11 protein-coding genes are annotated in these 16,420 nt (G+C 42.4%); 3 read left to right on the top strand and 8 right to left on the bottom strand.

Features of this window, described 5'->3' with window-relative positions; all coding sequences use genetic code 11:
- Positions 1-52 precede the first annotated feature (52 nt).
- Genes HDC92_RS10070 through HDC92_RS10060 form a run of 3 tightly spaced genes read left to right on the top strand, consistent with a single transcriptional unit; the run spans position 53 to position 2,629 of the window.
- Positions 53-862, top strand: coding sequence for an MlaE family ABC transporter permease (locus HDC92_RS10070; protein WP_183874226.1), 810 nt, complete (start codon positions 53-55; stop codon positions 860-862).
- Between the two features lie 9 nt (positions 863-871).
- Entirely contained in the window at positions 872-1,639 is a 768-nt protein-coding gene (locus tag HDC92_RS10065) for an ABC transporter ATP-binding protein (RefSeq protein WP_012780964.1), read from the top strand.
- Between the two features lie 3 nt (positions 1,640-1,642).
- Positions 1,643-2,629, top strand: a complete 987-nt coding sequence (locus tag HDC92_RS10060) for an MlaD family protein (protein ID WP_012780963.1) — start codon at positions 1,643-1,645, stop codon at positions 2,627-2,629.
- Positions 2,630-2,751: 122 nt separating this feature from the next.
- Here HDC92_RS10060 and HDC92_RS10055 read toward each other — a convergent pair whose 3' ends face one another.
- The 8 genes from HDC92_RS10055 to HDC92_RS10020 all read right to left on the bottom strand — a co-directional run bounded on the left by HDC92_RS10055 (position 2,752) and on the right by HDC92_RS10020 (position 16,333).
- Positions 2,752-5,157: a glycoside hydrolase family 3 N-terminal domain-containing protein gene (locus HDC92_RS10055; RefSeq protein WP_183874224.1), complete on the bottom strand. Its 2,406-nt coding sequence runs from the start codon at positions 5,155-5,157 to the stop codon at positions 2,752-2,754.
- A 96-nt stretch (positions 5,158-5,253) separates the two neighbouring features.
- Positions 5,254-5,616 (bottom strand): response regulator transcription factor, encoded by a 363-nt coding sequence (locus tag HDC92_RS10050; RefSeq protein ID WP_012780961.1) that lies wholly within the window; start codon positions 5,614-5,616, stop codon positions 5,254-5,256.
- A 135-nt stretch (positions 5,617-5,751) separates the two neighbouring features.
- The gene (locus HDC92_RS10045; protein WP_183874222.1) at positions 5,752-7,095 is read right to left on the bottom strand and encodes a putative sensor domain DACNV-containing protein; all 1,344 of its coding nucleotides are present in this window, start codon (positions 7,093-7,095) and stop codon (positions 5,752-5,754) included.
- Between the two features lie 13 nt (positions 7,096-7,108).
- Positions 7,109-8,299 carry a GAF domain-containing sensor histidine kinase gene (locus HDC92_RS10040; protein ID WP_183874220.1) on the bottom strand — a complete coding sequence of 397 codons (1,191 nt, stop codon included), beginning with the start codon at positions 8,297-8,299 and terminating at the stop codon, positions 7,109-7,111.
- A gap of 231 nt (positions 8,300-8,530) precedes the next feature.
- The gene (locus HDC92_RS10035; RefSeq protein ID WP_183874218.1) at positions 8,531-9,802 is read right to left on the bottom strand and encodes a glycoside hydrolase family 88 protein; all 1,272 of its coding nucleotides are present in this window, start codon (positions 9,800-9,802) and stop codon (positions 8,531-8,533) included.
- A gap of 44 nt (positions 9,803-9,846) precedes the next feature.
- Positions 9,847-11,367 carry a chondroitinase-B gene (gene cslB, locus HDC92_RS10030; protein WP_183874216.1) on the bottom strand — a complete coding sequence of 507 codons (1,521 nt, stop codon included), beginning with the start codon at positions 11,365-11,367 and terminating at the stop codon, positions 9,847-9,849.
- A 19-nt stretch (positions 11,368-11,386) separates the two neighbouring features.
- On the bottom strand, positions 11,387-13,198 hold the full coding sequence (locus HDC92_RS10025) for a RagB/SusD family nutrient uptake outer membrane protein (protein ID WP_183874214.1): 1,812 nt from the start codon (positions 13,196-13,198) through the stop codon (positions 11,387-11,389).
- A gap of 18 nt (positions 13,199-13,216) precedes the next feature.
- Entirely contained in the window at positions 13,217-16,333 is a 3,117-nt protein-coding gene (locus tag HDC92_RS10020; protein WP_255484502.1) for a SusC/RagA family TonB-linked outer membrane protein, read from the bottom strand.
- Positions 16,334-16,420 lie beyond the last annotated feature (87 nt).

Raw genomic sequence — 16,420 nt, 5'->3', positions numbered from 1 at the left:
AAAATTCTGGCTTATGGTTTGATAGTAACGCCCTAAAGCAAGAGCCTGATTCATGGAGAAAAAAGCCGAAAGCCCAGCATTAATGCAAGAAGAAGTTAAGGGACCGGGCAAATTAGCCCGAATGTTTTTAACCTTATATGATGTTTATAAGTTTATTACCCGCTTTTTTAAAGAGGGTTTTCTTCCACCTTATGAAGCAAGAGAACTGTTCCGCCAATGCTATGAAATTGGTTATCGCTCGGCCTTGCTCATCTCTACCACAGGCTTCATTACCGGTATTGTATTTACCAAACAATCCCGCCCTTCATTATCTGAGTTTGGTGCCACTTCATGGCTGCCCTCTCTTGTTGGAATAGCTTTATTGCGAACCCTGGCCCCCCTATTAACCGGTTTGATTGCAGCTGGTAAAGTGGGTTCAAGTATAGGGGCCGAACTTGGATCTATGCGCGTTACAGAGCAAATTGATGCCATGGAAGTTTCGGCAACCAATCCTTTTAAATTCCTCGTTTCTACACGCGTACTGGCAGCAACCATTACCATACCCATTCTTACTTTTTATACTGCGATGGTGGGGATGCTGGGTGCTTTACTTAATGTTTCTTTAAGTGAGGGTACCAGTGCAAGAGCCTTTTTTCAGTCCTCCCTGGAACAAATCACTTTCCTGGATATCACTGCATCCACAGTTAAAGCTATTCTTTTTGGCTTTACCATTGGTATGGTTGGCTGCTATCAGGGCTATAATTCGTCTAAAGGAACTGAAGGTGTTGGTAAAGCGGCTAATTCTGCCGTGGTGATTGCCATGTTCCTCATTTTTATAGAAGAAGTGGTTTCCGTACAATTTTTTGGTTTATTCAGAAGCTGATCATAAATTATGGAAAAGAAATCATTTCATCAGAACGAAAAGGTAATAGAGATCAAAGGACTGAACAAATCTTTCGGCAACTACCATGTACTTAAAGGTGTAGACCTGGATTTGTATAAAGGAGAAAACCTGGTTGTTCTTGGAAAATCCGGAACCGGGAAATCAGTACTGATTAAAATCATAGTAGGATTGCTTACTCCAGACGCCGGTATGATTAAAGTACTGAACCAGTATGTAGATCAGATCACTTATAAAGAACTACTGGCCTTAAGGCTAAAAGTGGGTTTCTCTTTCCAGAACAGTGCCCTCTATGACAGTATGACTGTGCGGCAGAACCTTGAATTCCCACTGGTAAGAAACCAGAGAAACCTCAGCAAAGCTGAAGTAAACCTTGCTGTGGAAGAAATGCTGGATGCCGTTGGCCTATTGCAAACCATCAATCAAATGCCATCTGAATTATCGGGTGGACAAAGAAAAAGGATTGGTATAGCGCGCACACTTATTTTACGGCCTGAAATTATGCTGTACGACGAACCTACAGCAGGTCTTGACCCCATTACCTGCCTGGAGATCAATAGCCTGATTAACCAGGTACAGGAGCGTTTCCATACCAGTTCAATTGTAATAACACACGACCTTACCTGCGCAAAAGCGGTAGGAAACCGGGTGGCCATGCTTTTGGACGGGCAATTTCAGCGCCTGGGTACATTTGAAGAAGTATTTAACACAAACGATGAAAGGGTGAAACCCTTTTACGATTATAATTTTATTCAATAATATATGCAAGTAACAGACAACCGTAAACAGATAACAGTAGGAGTTTTTATACTCCTGGGCCTGGTCATATTCGTTTTAGGGGTTTTCACTTTAGGAAGCCAACGAAAAGCGTTTGTAAAAAGCTTTACTGTGAATGCTGTTTTTAGCGATATACAAGGTCTTAAAGCCGGAAATAATGTATGGTTTTCAGGTGTTAAGATCGGAACGATCAAAAAGATCCAGTTTTACGGCATTTCCCAGGTCCAGGTGTTTATGAACATCGAAGAGGATGCCCACAAATATATCCATAAAAATGCGGCAGCAAGCATCAGCTCTGACGGATTGATCGGAAACAAAATTGTAGTCATCAGTGGAGGAAATCCGAAATTTCCTTTTGTTGAAGATGGAGATCAGCTTCAGGTGGCCAGCACACTGTCTACAGACGATATAATGAAAACTTTCCAGGTGAACAATAAAAACCTGGTTGATGTAACTTCTGATTTTAAAGTACTGGCACAAAATCTTGTAGAGGGCAAAGGCGCAGCGGGTGCATTGCTTACTGATGAGCAGATTGCAAAGAATTTTAAAGCTATTGTAGAAAATCTGAAAACTACAACTGAATCGGCAAACAGAATGGCTGCTGAGATGAATACGTTTACCAAAACCCTGAACACCAAGGGTGGCTTAACAGATAAACTTATGACAGATACGGCTGTTTTTGCAAAATTGCAAACTGCGGTAAATGAATTGCAAAAAACTGCGGAATCTGCTTCTGCAATGACAGAGAACCTGAATAAGGCAACCTCAAAATTTAACCAGACAGATAATGCAGTAGGTTTACTCATCAATGACCAGCAAACCGCCGACCACATAAAAGGCATTATGAAAAACCTGGAAACCAGCAGCCAGAAATTAGACGAAAATATGGAGGCACTGCAGCATAACTTCTTGTTGAGGGGATTCTTTAAGAAAAAAGCTAAAGCAGAGGCAGCAGCGGCAAGTCAAAAATAACCATGCTCTTCAAGAGCTGCATTACTTCGCTGAAGAAGCGAAGAACGCTTAGGCTCTTTCTGAGAAGGTAATTTTTGTTTCAAAGCAGAGAGGTCCTGCAGGTTGCATGATCTGCTCGGGTTCTATTTTACTGTAAATTCCTCTTTCAGTTTAATATCTTCTGAAGAGTTACCAATCATGACAATGAATTTTCCGGGTTCAACAGTCCGGTTCATGTTTTTATCAAGGATGGCCAGATCGTCCGGATGAAGGGTAAACTTAAGGGTTTTGGTTTCACCGGGTGCCAGACTCACACGTTCAAATCCCCTCAATACAGATTCATAGGTAGTCACGCTGCTGACTACATCTTTCAGGTACAGTTGTACCACTTCATCACCCTTGCGCTGACCGGTGTTTTTCACATCAACACTGACGTGTACATCGGCCTGGTTATGGATTTCTTTCTTGTCCAGATTTAAATTACTGAACTCAAAAGTGGTATAACTTAAGCCGTATCCAAATGGGTACAGCGCACCAAGCACCCTGGTTTTTCCGTTCCCGTTTGGATCGTCATTTTTACCCTGACCAGCCTGCGATCCTGGTTTGAAAGGGAAATTCAGCTCAATTTGCCCGATAGATTTTGGATAGGTCATTGTCAGTTTACCTCCGGGATTGTTATCACCGAATAATGTTTCGGCTACTACTTTACCTGCTGATGGCCCGGGAAATCCTGCCTGCAGGATGGCCGGCAAGTAGCGGTTTTCCCAGTTGATGGTCAAAGGACGTCCGTTCACCATAACCATTACTACAGGCTTGCCTGTAGCATGCAAGGCCTGTAACAGCATTAACTGGCGCCCCGGCAAATTTAAGCCGGTTCTGGATTTACTTTCCCCAACCTGTTCATCGGTCTCTCCTACTACAGCAATAATAACATCTGATGCTTTTGCAGCTGCCACAGCCTGGTCAATTTGCAGCTGTTCTTCAGTGGTAAGTTCGACAGGAATAATCTCACTTTCCGGCCACTTGGCGTCAATCACCTCACAGCCTTTACTATAGGCTATTGTTGAATTTTTACCTGCATAAGCTTTTATTCCATCAAGGATAGAAACAATAGGGTTATTTGAGGGGCCATACCTGCTGGTGGTGTAATTTATCTCTGTAGCCAATGGTCCGCTAACCAGGATGCGCTTATATTTAGCAATATCAAGTGGCAACAGGTTTTTATCGTTTTTTAACAATACCATAGATTCCCTGTTCAGTTGTACCGCCAGCTCTTCATCCGCCCTGGTATGCACCTTTTTGTCTGCAGCGGTCGGGTCTTTTACATAAGGGTCATCAAAAAGGCCCAGTCTGAACTTTACACGCAATACATCAGCCACACGTTCATCAAGCGTTTTCATAGATACCGAACCTTCCTTAACCAATTCTCTTAGCGGAAGGATAAAGTTTTCGGGCTTGGTAAAGTGGGTACGCACATTTAAGCCAGCCTCTATAGCCTGTTTAACAGCCTGCTTGTAATCTTCTGCCACATGATGTTTACCCGAAATAAATTCTACCGCTTCACTGTCCGAAACCACATAGCCATCAAAACCGTATTGTTTACGCAGCAGCTCTGTAAGAAAATAATAACTTCCGGTTACAGGTTCTCCGTTCCAATCATTATAACTGCTCATGATGCCCATAGGTTTAGCTTCCTGGATTACTCTTCTGAACGGATATAGGAACATTTCATGCATTTCCCTTGGCGCTACATGCGGATCAGTACGTGCCTGTCCGTCGCGTCCGCCTTTAGGCACACTATATACAGCATAATGCTTTAAGGTAGCAGCAGTTCCCTGGTCCTGGATACCCATGGTCATTTGTTTACCTAATTCTGCAATCAAAAAAGGGTCTTCTGCATAACATTCCACTACCCTTCCCCAGCGCTGGTCGCGGGCAACATCAAGGATCGGTGCATATACATTGGTATAGCCCAATGCCTTTGCTTCACGGCCAACAATACTTCCTGCCTGGTACACAAGACTTTTGTTCCAGGTACTGCCGATATTCACAGGGGCCGGAAAAGGGGTAGCCCGATCGTGGCATAAACCATGAATACCTTCATTACTGAAATCTACCGGAATACCCAGGCGGGTTTCCTCTACAAACCACTTTTGCACGGTATTAATGGCATGGGCATGTTTGCTAAAAGGGAAAGAATATTGTGTAACGGCCTTTTTATTATAAGGCAGGCTATTCAGTTCCTCATCTATATTTGCGATACCATCTTTCCAGATACTCGTTTTCCATTCCGCTGTCGGCATTTCGTCTTTTAGAACCCTTCCGTAACCATAAAGTGTTGCTGTCTGACAGGTTTTCTCGTCCAGGTTCATTTGCCCCAGCAAATCTTTCACCCTTGCATCAACAGGCCTTGACGGATCTTCAAAAACATCCATCCTCCCATTTTTATTAAAATCTATCCAGCCCTTATGATAGATATTTTTGATCTGCGCATCGGCAGTTGTTACCAAAAACACAAAAGCCAGCATAGAAAATGATTTATACTTCATACAGCCATTAAATTGCGGTTAATAGAAATCTCTAAATTAATATATTAACCGCTTTTCAAATTGGCTATAGCTTCAGTGATTTTGGCATTAATGAAATTAATTGTGCACATAATGCTCAATTCTGTTGGCAAAATCATTCAGGTCAAATGGCTTATTGATAAACTCATCCGCTATACATTTCGCCTTTACCTTATTCAGGTAATTGTTGGCCGACATCATCATTACCGGAATGTCATGGGTCTTTACATTTCTTTTCAGTGTTTCACAAATTTCCAGTCCGCTCCCATCCGGCAGCATGATATCAAGAACTACCATGTCGGGATTACGCTTTTGCATCTGTTTCCAGAAATCATTAACAGTAGGCGATGCCACTACTTCATACTCATCTTCAGTCAGCATGTATTCAATGATATCTCTGATTGCCGCGTTGTCTTCTACAACATAAATACATTTTTTCATCTCTATACAATTTATGTCCAATGGTGTTGAAGTCTTTATAATGGTTTCAACACATCATGAATTTGATGTATAAGCTTAACATTGCTAAATTTTAGATGTTTACAATACTTTTCAACCTTTGGTAAGTTATCAACTTTAGCGGGAGAACTTTCTTGATGTCAGCCTAGGCATTTTATTGCTCCTCAGGAACTGGTAAACCTTAATATTTTCCCACATCATAACTTTACCGTCTACACATTTTATTGCCCTGATTTCCCCATCCTGTGAAACGACGAACCCCAGACTATCGGCATGTTTGTAACAATAGGCGAACATAGACTGGTGCCTGGTGCCAAAATGGGACGGGTCAATTTTAATACTGGCCTGTGTGGGTTTAGAAGATCTGTTTACCCAAACCTGGGGTGGTTGCTCTTTTTCAGTAATGACAGTGCCAAAGCCTTTAACTTCCAGGTGGGGTGACATCAGTACCAAACCATCTACACAGCTTAAGGATGATACAAATCTGATGGCCCCGATCAGCTCATTATAGCTATCCTCTATGTCCAGCTCATTATCTTCACATTCTTCGTGTAATATTACAGGCATCAATCCCTTTTGCCGGTTCAGTGCTTTAATCTCTTCTACTAGCAGATCGCTGTGCGTAACACTGGTCAGTATGTTCATGATCGCGGATTCAATCCTGTCGTATGTCAGCCGGTACTTGGTACTCAGGTCCGTTTCAAAATCTTCCGTGATTAATATTGCGCCGCCATGATCATAATTTTTTATTTTGAGCAGGATCCTGCTGATCGACTGGATCACATATTCAAAAATAATGTCGTTAAATATTTCGGTTTCATTTGCATTTAGCCGATGTTCAAACTTTTTTTCCAGAAAAGCATTTGAATATTCAGCTTTTTGCTGGATAAATGTCGAGACCGGACCATATTCAAAAACATTAGGATAGAGTTTGACCAGCGAATGCTGGTTCAGCGTAGCAAGAGGATGGTAATCCAACATCACGTTCAGAATACCAATGCCATTGATCATCGTTTGAATAATCCCCGGATATAAAGGTTTTTCTTCCCGCTCGTAATTTAGAAAGCTCTGATAATGCACTGTCTGATCAACCATACCGTAAATAAAAAGCTTATTGTGCTCATCATAATAAACGGACAGGCTCGAGCTCCATGGATCAGCGGCTTTTGACAATTTTACCAGATTTTTGATTGAAAATTCTATAGCAGGTTCAAAAGGGAAAAATTTCCAGTTGTCAAATCTTTCCATTCCCTCTTCAGAAAGATCAATAGTTTTATGGTCAAGCAAGGTGACAGTAACTCTGATGAACTGCCCTTCTTCAGTCTGCAGACTGGTATAATACAACGTATTAAACAACTCATTCAGGATGGCCTCAGCAGGTTTTTCTTCCCTGATCTTAGCGCGCTTCAGTTCTTTAAAAACAAAAGCAGCGAGGTCGCTCGGAGTAAAATGTTTAACCATATTTTATTGTAAGTTAGTCCAGTTCTTTAACCAATGGGATTTTCAAAGTAAAAGATGTTTGATAGTTTTCAGACACGACCTCAAGTGTCCCTCCATGTGCTTTCGCAATTTCTGAAGAAATGAAAAGCCCTAGCCCAAGGCCGTCATGCCCTGGTCTTACTTCACCGCGGGAAAAAGGCTGAAAAAGACGTCCCATAGCTGCCGGGGAAATCTCTTCTCCAAAATTGGACACACAAAGTGTAAATATTTCCTGCCCTGTAACCGCACTGATTTTAACAGGTTGCTCCGGATCGCCATGACTTAATGCATTTCCCAACAAGTTTGAAAACAGCTGGGCTATCCTTAACCCATCGCAGCTTACCACTGAACTTAACCTGAAATCAGTTTCAATACTCCTGTCGGGATAGCTGAGCTGGAGTTCTGTAATGACGTTAAAAAGCATTGTTCCCAATGAACGTTCTGGTTTGAAATTAACCTGGATCCCTTCGCCAAGCCGGCCTCTGGCGAAATCAAGAATATTTTCAATCAACCCCTTAATGCGCAAGGAAGAATCTTGTATGATACCTGCAAGTCTTCTCATCCGGTCGTCCAGCGGCATCCTGAGTAAGAGCTGTGCAGCATTCGATACCGCCCCTACAGGATTACGCAGGTCATGACCAAGAATAGCAATAAACTGCTCCCTGAGTTCAGAGGTTTTTCTTTCCTCAAGTAAACTGGACCTTGTATCATCAACCCTTTCCTGAGCTTCCAGCTGTACCGCAATCAGTTCTGCAAAGTTCTTAAACATACCCATGATCTGTTCATTCCTGAGTTTTCGGGGCAAGGGGTCGATGGCACACAGTGTGCCAAAGAAAGTGCCGTTACTTAACATAATCGGCATAGAGATATAGCTTTGAAAACCATACATTTTTGGTGTATGATGATCTGCAAAAGCAGCGTCTATGGCTACATGATCAATCACAACTACCTCGTGGTGCCTGCGGATCTCATTACAGATGGTAGTTTCCAATACCAATTCTCCTCCCGGTTTCAATCCAAAACTGATTTCATCTTTTACCGCACAGGCTACCCATTGCGTTTCGGTAACCCTTGCCACTGCGGCAAAGCCCATACCAGTAGCGCGGCAAATAATTTCCAATATTGAATCTATTGCAGCAATGCGGGCGGTAGTATTAAGATCGTCCAGGATGTTAACAGTTTCCATGATCAATTTTTGTAACGCATAAAGAACGTAATAATTTATCACATTTTAGCTCCCTCCTTCGTTCTTGATTATCCTATGGTTCGGCCTTTTCTTCGCAAAAAGGTAATTTTGAGAACAAAGGCCGAATCATCCCCGAACAAAGGTGGAATCAGGTTACAAAAACAAGTTTATTTGCCCCAAACAAAAAAGGCGAGGTATTTTTATACCTCGCCTTCATTGCTTCAGCAAAGTTTAACCATGCAATTTCTGATACCTCAGCAAGGCTTCTAAAAAGTAATAATCGGCATAAATTAAGGGTACGTCAATTTCAGAATTATGTGGCAGACTGCCTACTGAATGCTTCAGGATAAAACCTGAATTGGTACCTGGTTTAGCCAGGTATTCACTTCCGGATAAAGATTTCAGCATCTGCTCCGCAGATTTGAAATACTTATTTCCGTTTTTAGCAAAAGTACTTAATTCCAGCAAGCCAGATGCGGTCAATGCCCCGGCCGAAGCATCACGCGGAATATAAGACAGCTTATTGGCATTGTAATCAAAATCCGGAGTATAACCTTTTTGTCCTGCATTAAAATCCCAGTAAGGAATTTTATCTTTTGGCAAATTAGGGTGGCTGATGTAAAAATCGGCCGCTTTTTGAGCTGCCTCCAGAAAACGTTTATCTTTCGTTTCCCTGTACATCATAGTGAAACCATATATGGCCCATCCCTGTCCCCTCGACCAGGTAGAGTTATCTGCGTAGCCCTGATTGGTTTGCTGGTGCAGCACTTTTCCATCAGGCGCATAATCTACTACATGATAAGTACTGAAATCGGGTCTGAAATGATTTTTCATGGTGTTTAAGGCATGACTGATGGCCACATTCTTATATTTCGGGTTACCTGTTAACTTAGACACATAACAAAGCATCTCCAGGTTCATCATATTGTCTATGATCACTGGGTATTGCCAGGTCGTTTTATTGTCCCATGATTTTTTAGCATTCCAGGATTTAATTAAGCCCACTTTAGGATCAAAGCGGGTTAAAGCCGATTCGGCCGACTGGATCAATATTTTATTGTATTGTGCTAACTTCACAGGGTCTTTTTCAAACTTCATGGCATTGCCATAAGAACAGTACATCACAAAACCCACATCATGGTGCTGCGTTAAAAATTGTGCCTGCTCCAATGCTTCTGTCCATTTGGTCGCTGCAGCTTTCCATTCCGGTTTATTCGTATATTCATAAATATACCACAAGCTACCTGCAAAAAAACCTTGTGTCCAATCCCAAACATCGGTCGTCTTTACTGAGCCATCCTTGTTTGTCGTGCGGGGAAAAGCTGTAAGATCTGTTGATGTTTTGAGCAGCTGGGTATATTGTTTTTCTGCAACGGTAAAATCTTTTTTGATCAGTTCCGTCTTCGGCGAAAGCCATAAAAATGCAGAAGCCGATACCGAGACAGCAAGCGCAGAAGCCAGTAGAAGGCTACGCCTTTTACCATTGAAATTGATTGGTTTCATTTGTATTTGTTTTATAGGTTATCAATTCACCGGGATGATCTATCTCAGTGCTCTTTATTTCTTTTAATTACGGCTTTAAACTTTGCAGCCCTGACTGCAGAAAGCCTGGCCGTTAAAGCATACGTCCCGGGCATTTCTTTTAACCAGTAGGGCCTTACTTCATCCCAGCTAAGGGGCTTTCCTGTAATGCCTTTGCTGATCAGCGCATTGAGATCAAGAGCGATTCCTTCTATGGGCTGGATATCTTTAATTTTTACCGGCTTATAGGCAGACCTATTGGCCGAAATGTTAACAGGGATTCCCTTTTCCGCACCTGAGGCTACATTACCAGTCCAGCTATTTTTCCCTGCTATAAAATAATCATCTTTAAAAAATGGGTAAACATAAGGTTTATCCTTAAAGAAAAGATTGCCTTTTAACATTAGCTGGTGCGGGGTTTCGAACTTAAGCCCATTGGCTGCACAATATTCTTTTCTGCGCTCATCCAATGGATTAAAATGGATGGCATACCCATTTACATTGATGAAAGCGTTGTTGGCTATCAACATATCGAAAGCAAGAGCATGCTCCGAAGCCATAGCACCGGGGTTTAAATACAATGCGGCGTTCCCCCTCGACTTTATGGTTTCGGACAGCTCAAAATAATTACAGGCTATGACATGCCTGCTTCCCCAAACAAACATTCCCCCGTATCCAAATCGCTGGTCATTGCCTATATAAAAATTGTTAATGGCCACCTGATGATCACCGTGACGAAAGTTCATGGTGCCCTGGCAATTCAGGTAAGTATTACCATAATAAACATTTTCCTGCGATTTGCTGGTGATGATCTCTGCTTCCGAATCCTGACGCATAAACAGGTTAGAGTCTACCAGACAACGGCCTATATCATTACGGTAATAGCCAATCCTGATTCCCCCTCCGGCATTACCCGGTTTTTGCGGATTGGAAAAAAAACAGTGATCAACACGATGGTACATCGCCGGTCCTCCCACCGAACCGTCTTTAATAGCTCTGGCTGTATTGTTCAGGTTAATTACCTGGTCAAAAGTGATCTTATCGGTAAAACTGCAATGGTCTATGCGGCAATGTTGAGGTACCTTTCCGTCTTCGGTAAGCGAAGTAGTAATGTAAGCAGAATTGGCTTCATCAAAACAATCAAATACACATGCGGTAATGCGGTTATAGCTACCATATATAGCCACCAATCCGGGTCCATGTGATTTCCATGCCTGAATAGCTCTGTTCCCGTCTTTAAACCAGATGCCTTCCAGTATCAGGTGCTCGCCCCTCAGCTCTACTTTAGCATCTCCGGTAAAAAAAACCTTACCCGGGTTCAGGGCTTTAATGGTGATGGGCAAACCAGATTTTCCTGAATTGCTGACAATCAGCTGAACATCTTTATAAGTCCCATCGGCAATCTGTACCAGACCACCGGGTTTTACCTCCTTTACAACCTGGTATAAAGTTTCATTTGAAGCAACAACCTGACCTAAGCATGGTGCCACATTCAGCAGCACCATGATCGGCAATAAGTATCCGGCTAGTTTATTCAGCATCTTCATCCAATTTTCTTAACCAGTATTACCAGCCTGTATTGTTAGGCAGCAAAGCCGGATTTACAGAAGTTTCATATAATGGTACCGGCAACAACAGGTGTCTGACGTTGGCATTGTTGCCTGCAAGAGCTGCATATTTAAATGCCGTTGGTGCACCTGCAGTAATTTCTGCGGCTGTACTTTGGATATTGGTCATGAAATCGCCCCAGCGGATCAGGTCATTCCGGCGTAAAGCTTCAAAGCAAAGTTCTTTGGCCCTTTCATTTTTAATTACTGTCAGTAAAGCTGCTTTAGATGCTGTTTGAGCTGGTTTAAGCACTTCATCATTGGCAACAGAAATGGTAGCTGTTGCCACAGCACCGCTACCGGCGCCACCAGATATCGTTACCGTAGGTGCAGAAGTATAAAAAGCACCATTGTCTGTAAGGGTTATGGCTGTAATTTTACCACTTGTTATGGTTACAGTAGCTGTTGCATTACGTGTGGCACCACCACCACTAATGGTAACAGTAGGTAAATTAGTAGCTAAATAACCTGTACCGCCGTTAGTAACGTTAATGCTGCGGACCTGTTCGCCAGCCAGTACTTTACCAAAAGCCCTTTTTCTTACCTGGTTGATGGCATCAATGGCCTCTGTTGTTGGCCCGTCTACATAGTTTGCAGCCTCGGCAAGCATCAGCAATACATCCGCATAGCGTAATAAAGGAAAATTTTCAGGTGTATAGTTTTTTTGCTTTTCAAGCAACTCATATTCCCTTCTGAATTTGCCGGTATTGCGCTGATAGATTTCTGCAGGTGTCCAGTTTGTTCTGGCAGTAGTGGCTCCCACATATTTAAATGGCGCAATTGCCCAATCCCTGCGCAGGTCGCCAGCTTCATACAATTTAAACAAAGTAGGTGTAGCAGCAATAAAACCATAGCTATAACCTTCTTTTTCATTAGAACATAAAATACCGTTGGTATTACCTACCCTACCTGCTTCTGTATAGGCGTTGCCGATGCGGTTACCCCAGAACTCAACTTCCCAGATGCTTTCCTTAACATCGTACTTATCCTGGGCATAATTGATAAAAATTTGCTTATAGTCGTTGTTTAAACTATGTAAACCAACTGTCGAAACAACTTTCCTTGCCCATTTCAATGCTTCTGCATACCTGGAAACATCATTTACAGGGGCACCAGCCATATACAGATTTACTCTGGCCAGGATGCCCTGAACTGCACTTTTGCTTACCCTGCCACCAAAACCAATATCAGAAATAGATTTGACCAGTCCTTCGGCCTTTGTCATATCTGCAATAATCTGATTATACACCTCTTTAGCAGGTGTACGGGCCACATCTGTAGTGGTGATAGAGCTGGTAGGTTTGATGATCAAAGGCACATCGCCCCAGTTGCTTACCAGTAAAAAATGATAATAGGCCCTTAAAAATAAGGCTTCGCCTTCTATCGCCCCTCTTTTTGTTTCATCCATTGCAGGTTTATTGATATTTGCCAGCACCAGATTGGCCCGTTCAATCCCTTCATAAAGGGACTTCCATAATAGCCTTACATCGGTATCTGATGCATCAAAGTTTAGTACCTGGATACCGGTCGACTGGGTATTCCGCTGGTAATAACTTTCATCTGTTGCTGCAGTGATCCGGGTAAAAATTGAGTTTCCATATACGTTTTCACTACCCATCACATCGTAAACACCAGTTAGGGCGGCATTCATTTCCGACTCAGTAGAATAATAATATTCAGGAGCAGCGGTTGTAGGCTTGGTATCCAAAAACTTTTTACAGGAACTGAATCCTATAATCAGCAGGATCGATAAATATTTTAAAGCTTTCATATCTTGAGTTTTTTAAAATTAAAATGAAGTATTCAGGCTAAAAACAACTGCCCTTGCCCTTGGATAAGCCGAGTAATCAAATCCAGGGGTCAATGCCGAATTCCTTACAGATACTTCAGGATCCATTCCGGTATATTTTGTAAAAGTGTATAAATTTTGCCCCGAAGCCGAAACCCTCAGACTTTTCAGTTTAATCCTTTTCAGCACATCAGCGCTAAAATTGTATCCCAGGGAAACTGTTTTGATCCGCAGGAAAGATCCGTCTTCTATTACCCTTGAAGAATATACTGCCGGGCCTTGTCCTTTAACCCTGTAAAGTGTATTGCTTGGGTTATCTGGTGTCCAGCGGTCTGCATAGCTCGCAAACTGGTTCAGGTTCTTTTTGTCCAGCATATTTCCTTCAAACAACATCCTGTTGGCGTTGTAGATATCGTTGCCATAAGACCATTGTAAAAATACGCTCAGGTCAAAGTTTTTATAGGTAAAGTTATTGGTAAAACCACCTACATGAATGGGCTGGCCGCGACCAATTACTTTGCGGTCTTTAGCATCTACAACCAGGTTCCCATCCAGATCCTTGTATTTAATGTCGCCAGGTTTAATGCTGTTTCTCGCATTCCCGTTGTTTGGCACATCATCTTTCAGTGTAAATACACCGGGACTGTTTTCATTAAAATCACTGTACTGGTATACACCATCAAACTCATAGCCATAAAACTGGGCAATTGGCTGGCCAACATTTGCAATATACAATGGTGTGGCATTATAGGAATTCTCCCAGCTGATCGGTGTGGTTTTAAACGATTGTCCCGCATTCAGGGCCATTACCTTTGAACGGTTAAAGCTGATGTTAAAACTGGATGACCATTTAAAATCTTTATTGTCGATGTTCCTTGTGTTTAAGGTAAATTCAAGGCCTTCGTTTCTTACTTTACCAATATTTTTAAATGCTGTTTCATAACCGGTAGTATAAGGTAAATCAGCATTCAGCAATAAATCGTAAGTGCTTTTACGGTAAACGTCGGCAGTAAAACCTACCCTGTCCTTAAACAGGCTCAGGTCATACCCAATATTGGCCTGGGCTGTACTTTCCCATCTCAGGTCAGGGTTGCCATAAGTTAAAGGAATAGCACCTATGCTCACCGTGTTGTTAAAACCATAAGACCCACCAATAGGGAATCCCAATACAGAAAGGTAAGAGAAATCGCCCACCCTGTTATTACCGGTTACGCCATAGCCCACCCTCAGTTTGGCATCATTTACAAATGGAAGGGCTTTCATAAAGTCTTCGTTGCTCATTCTCCAGGCAATTGATCCCGAAGGAAAATAACTGGTGCGCTTACCTGGTAAAAACTTAGAAGAACCATCGGCCCTGAAAGAAGCACTTAATAAATATTTAGACTTATAATCGTAGGTAACCCGGCCTAAAAAAGAGAGCAGCTTGCTGTTCGAGCTTTCTGCTGTAACCGGCAGCGGTGTACCCTGAGATAAACCATCCAAACCGGCCGACTCATTCGGTAACTGTATAGCAGCCAAACCATATCGCGAATATTTATCCTCCTGCATGGTAATACCTGCTACTATGTTCAGGTTGTGAACCTTATTAAATCTTTTGGCAAAAGTTAAGATGTTTTCATTTAGCCAGCTGGTATTTTGTGTATAAATGATAGATCCGTTTACTTTATTGGTACTGCTTGGTCCACCATAATAAGTTTGGCTGTTATAAAAAACATCATTTCTGCGCAGGTTATTGGAAATACCACCCGAAACCTTCAGGGTCAGGTTTTTATTGAAAGCATATTGTGCATAAGAGTTTATGCGTAAATTATTGGTTGTTGCATTCCGCAATTCGTTGTTTGACGACAATACCGGATTTATCCTGTAATCGTTCAACCCATCAATTTCAGGATCAAACAGCTGGTCCAGCAGGTTACCGTCCGATCCCATAACAGGTCTGTAGCCCCATACACTATACAACAGGTTGTTGGTAGCCGAATTGGTTCCGGAAGTAGGAATAGTACCGCTGGCCTTGATATTGCTGTAATCGATACTCGCGAAAACCTTCAGTTTATCATTAACTCTTTGAGTAATGGCCATTCTGCCCTGGTAACGGTTAAAGCCTGAATTGATGATCACTCCGTCCTGGGAATTGATAGACCCTGATATAACATATTGTGTTTTTTCGGTTCCACCAGTTAAAGACAGGTTATGCTCTGTTGAAGGGGCCGTCCTGAATACCTGGTCCTGCCAGTCGATTCCTTTAATGTCTTTATAAGAGTCGAGTGTTTTTCCGTCTTTATAATAAAGAAGCGGGGTATTGATCGGGTCAATCTCTTCCTGCAGCCGTACAAATTCGTATGGGCTCATCACATCCATTCTTTTTGTGTTTTGCTGAAAGCCCACAGTACCGGTATACGAAATAACAGGCGCACCTATTTTTCCGCCCTTTGTTGTAATCAGGATCACACCATTCGCACCTCTTGCTCCATAAATTGCTGTTGCTGATGCATCCTTCAATACTTCAATAGATTCAATATCTGCAGGATTAATGGCATTGTTGTTAGATACCTCCAAAGGAAAACCATCTACCACGTATAATGGCGAATTGTCCTGAGTGATGGAGTTTTGTCCACGTACTACAATGTTAAATGAATTACCAGGCTGCCCGTCGTTTGATGCCACCTGCACCCCTGCAACCCGGCCCGCCAAAGCTTCATCAAAAGATTTAACAGGTGCCTTTTGCAGGTCTTTCATATTTACGCTGCCTACAGCACCAGTAAGATCTCTTTTTGCGACCGTACCATAACCAATTACCACTACATCGTTCAGCACTTTACTATCTTCGGCAAGGCTTAGATTAACCACACCTTTATCGCCTACGCTCATCTCCCTTTGAAGATAGCCGATATAACTAAAAACAAGTGTGCTGTTTCCCTGCGACGGAACCTGGATGGCATAACGTCCATCCCTATCCGTAGTTGCGCCTGTTTTAGTTCCCTTAACCAGCACACTGACACCAATTAAAGGATCGCCCGAGGTCTGGTCTGTCACCTTCCCTTCAACCTTTCGTGTTTGCTGGGCAAGAACACTAAAGGCACAGATCATACACATTAAAAAAAGGTAAATCTTTCTCATACTTAAAAAGTTTAAAATTTGGTTTCTCGTAATAATCCCCCTAGATTACTACCATCAAAATTGCGCATGAACCCATTGAAAAAGGGG

The sequence above is a fragment of the Pedobacter sp. AK017 genome (genome assembly GCF_014200825.1).
GTDB classification, from domain to species: Bacteria; Bacteroidota; Bacteroidia; order Sphingobacteriales; family Sphingobacteriaceae; genus Pedobacter; species Pedobacter heparinus.
The sequence above is the reverse complement of the archived record's forward strand: the minus strand, read 5'-3'. Positions and strand labels throughout refer to the sequence as shown.

Bases quoted from the DNA above. Each gene is read 5' to 3' on its own strand.
- HDC92_RS10055 (WP_183874224.1), bottom strand. From the start codon at position 5,157: ATGAAGTATAAATCATTTTCTATGCTGGCTTTTGTGTTTTTGGTAACA.
- HDC92_RS10050 (WP_012780961.1), bottom strand. From the start codon at position 5,616: ATGAAAAAATGTATTTATGTTGTAGAAGACAACGCGGCAATCAGAGAT.
- cslB (WP_183874216.1), bottom strand. From the start codon at position 11,367: ATGAAGATGCTGAATAAACTAGCCGGATACTTATTGCCGATCATGGTG.
- HDC92_RS10070 (WP_183874226.1), top strand. From the start codon at position 53: ATGGAGAAAAAAGCCGAAAGCCCAGCATTAATGCAAGAAGAAGTTAAG.
- HDC92_RS10035 (WP_183874218.1), bottom strand. From the start codon at position 9,802: ATGAAACCAATCAATTTCAATGGTAAAAGGCGTAGCCTTCTACTGGCT.
- HDC92_RS10045 (WP_183874222.1), bottom strand. From the start codon at position 7,095: ATGGTTAAACATTTTACTCCGAGCGACCTCGCTGCTTTTGTTTTTAAA.
- HDC92_RS10040 (WP_183874220.1), bottom strand. From the start codon at position 8,299: ATGGAAACTGTTAACATCCTGGACGATCTTAATACTACCGCCCGCATT.
- HDC92_RS10065 (WP_012780964.1), top strand. From the start codon at position 872: ATGGAAAAGAAATCATTTCATCAGAACGAAAAGGTAATAGAGATCAAA.
- HDC92_RS10020 (WP_255484502.1), bottom strand. From the start codon at position 16,333: ATGAGAAAGATTTACCTTTTTTTAATGTGTATGATCTGTGCCTTTAGT.
- HDC92_RS10060 (WP_012780963.1), top strand. From the start codon at position 1,643: ATGCAAGTAACAGACAACCGTAAACAGATAACAGTAGGAGTTTTTATA.
- HDC92_RS10025 (WP_183874214.1), bottom strand. From the start codon at position 13,198: ATGAAAGCTTTAAAATATTTATCGATCCTGCTGATTATAGGATTCAGT.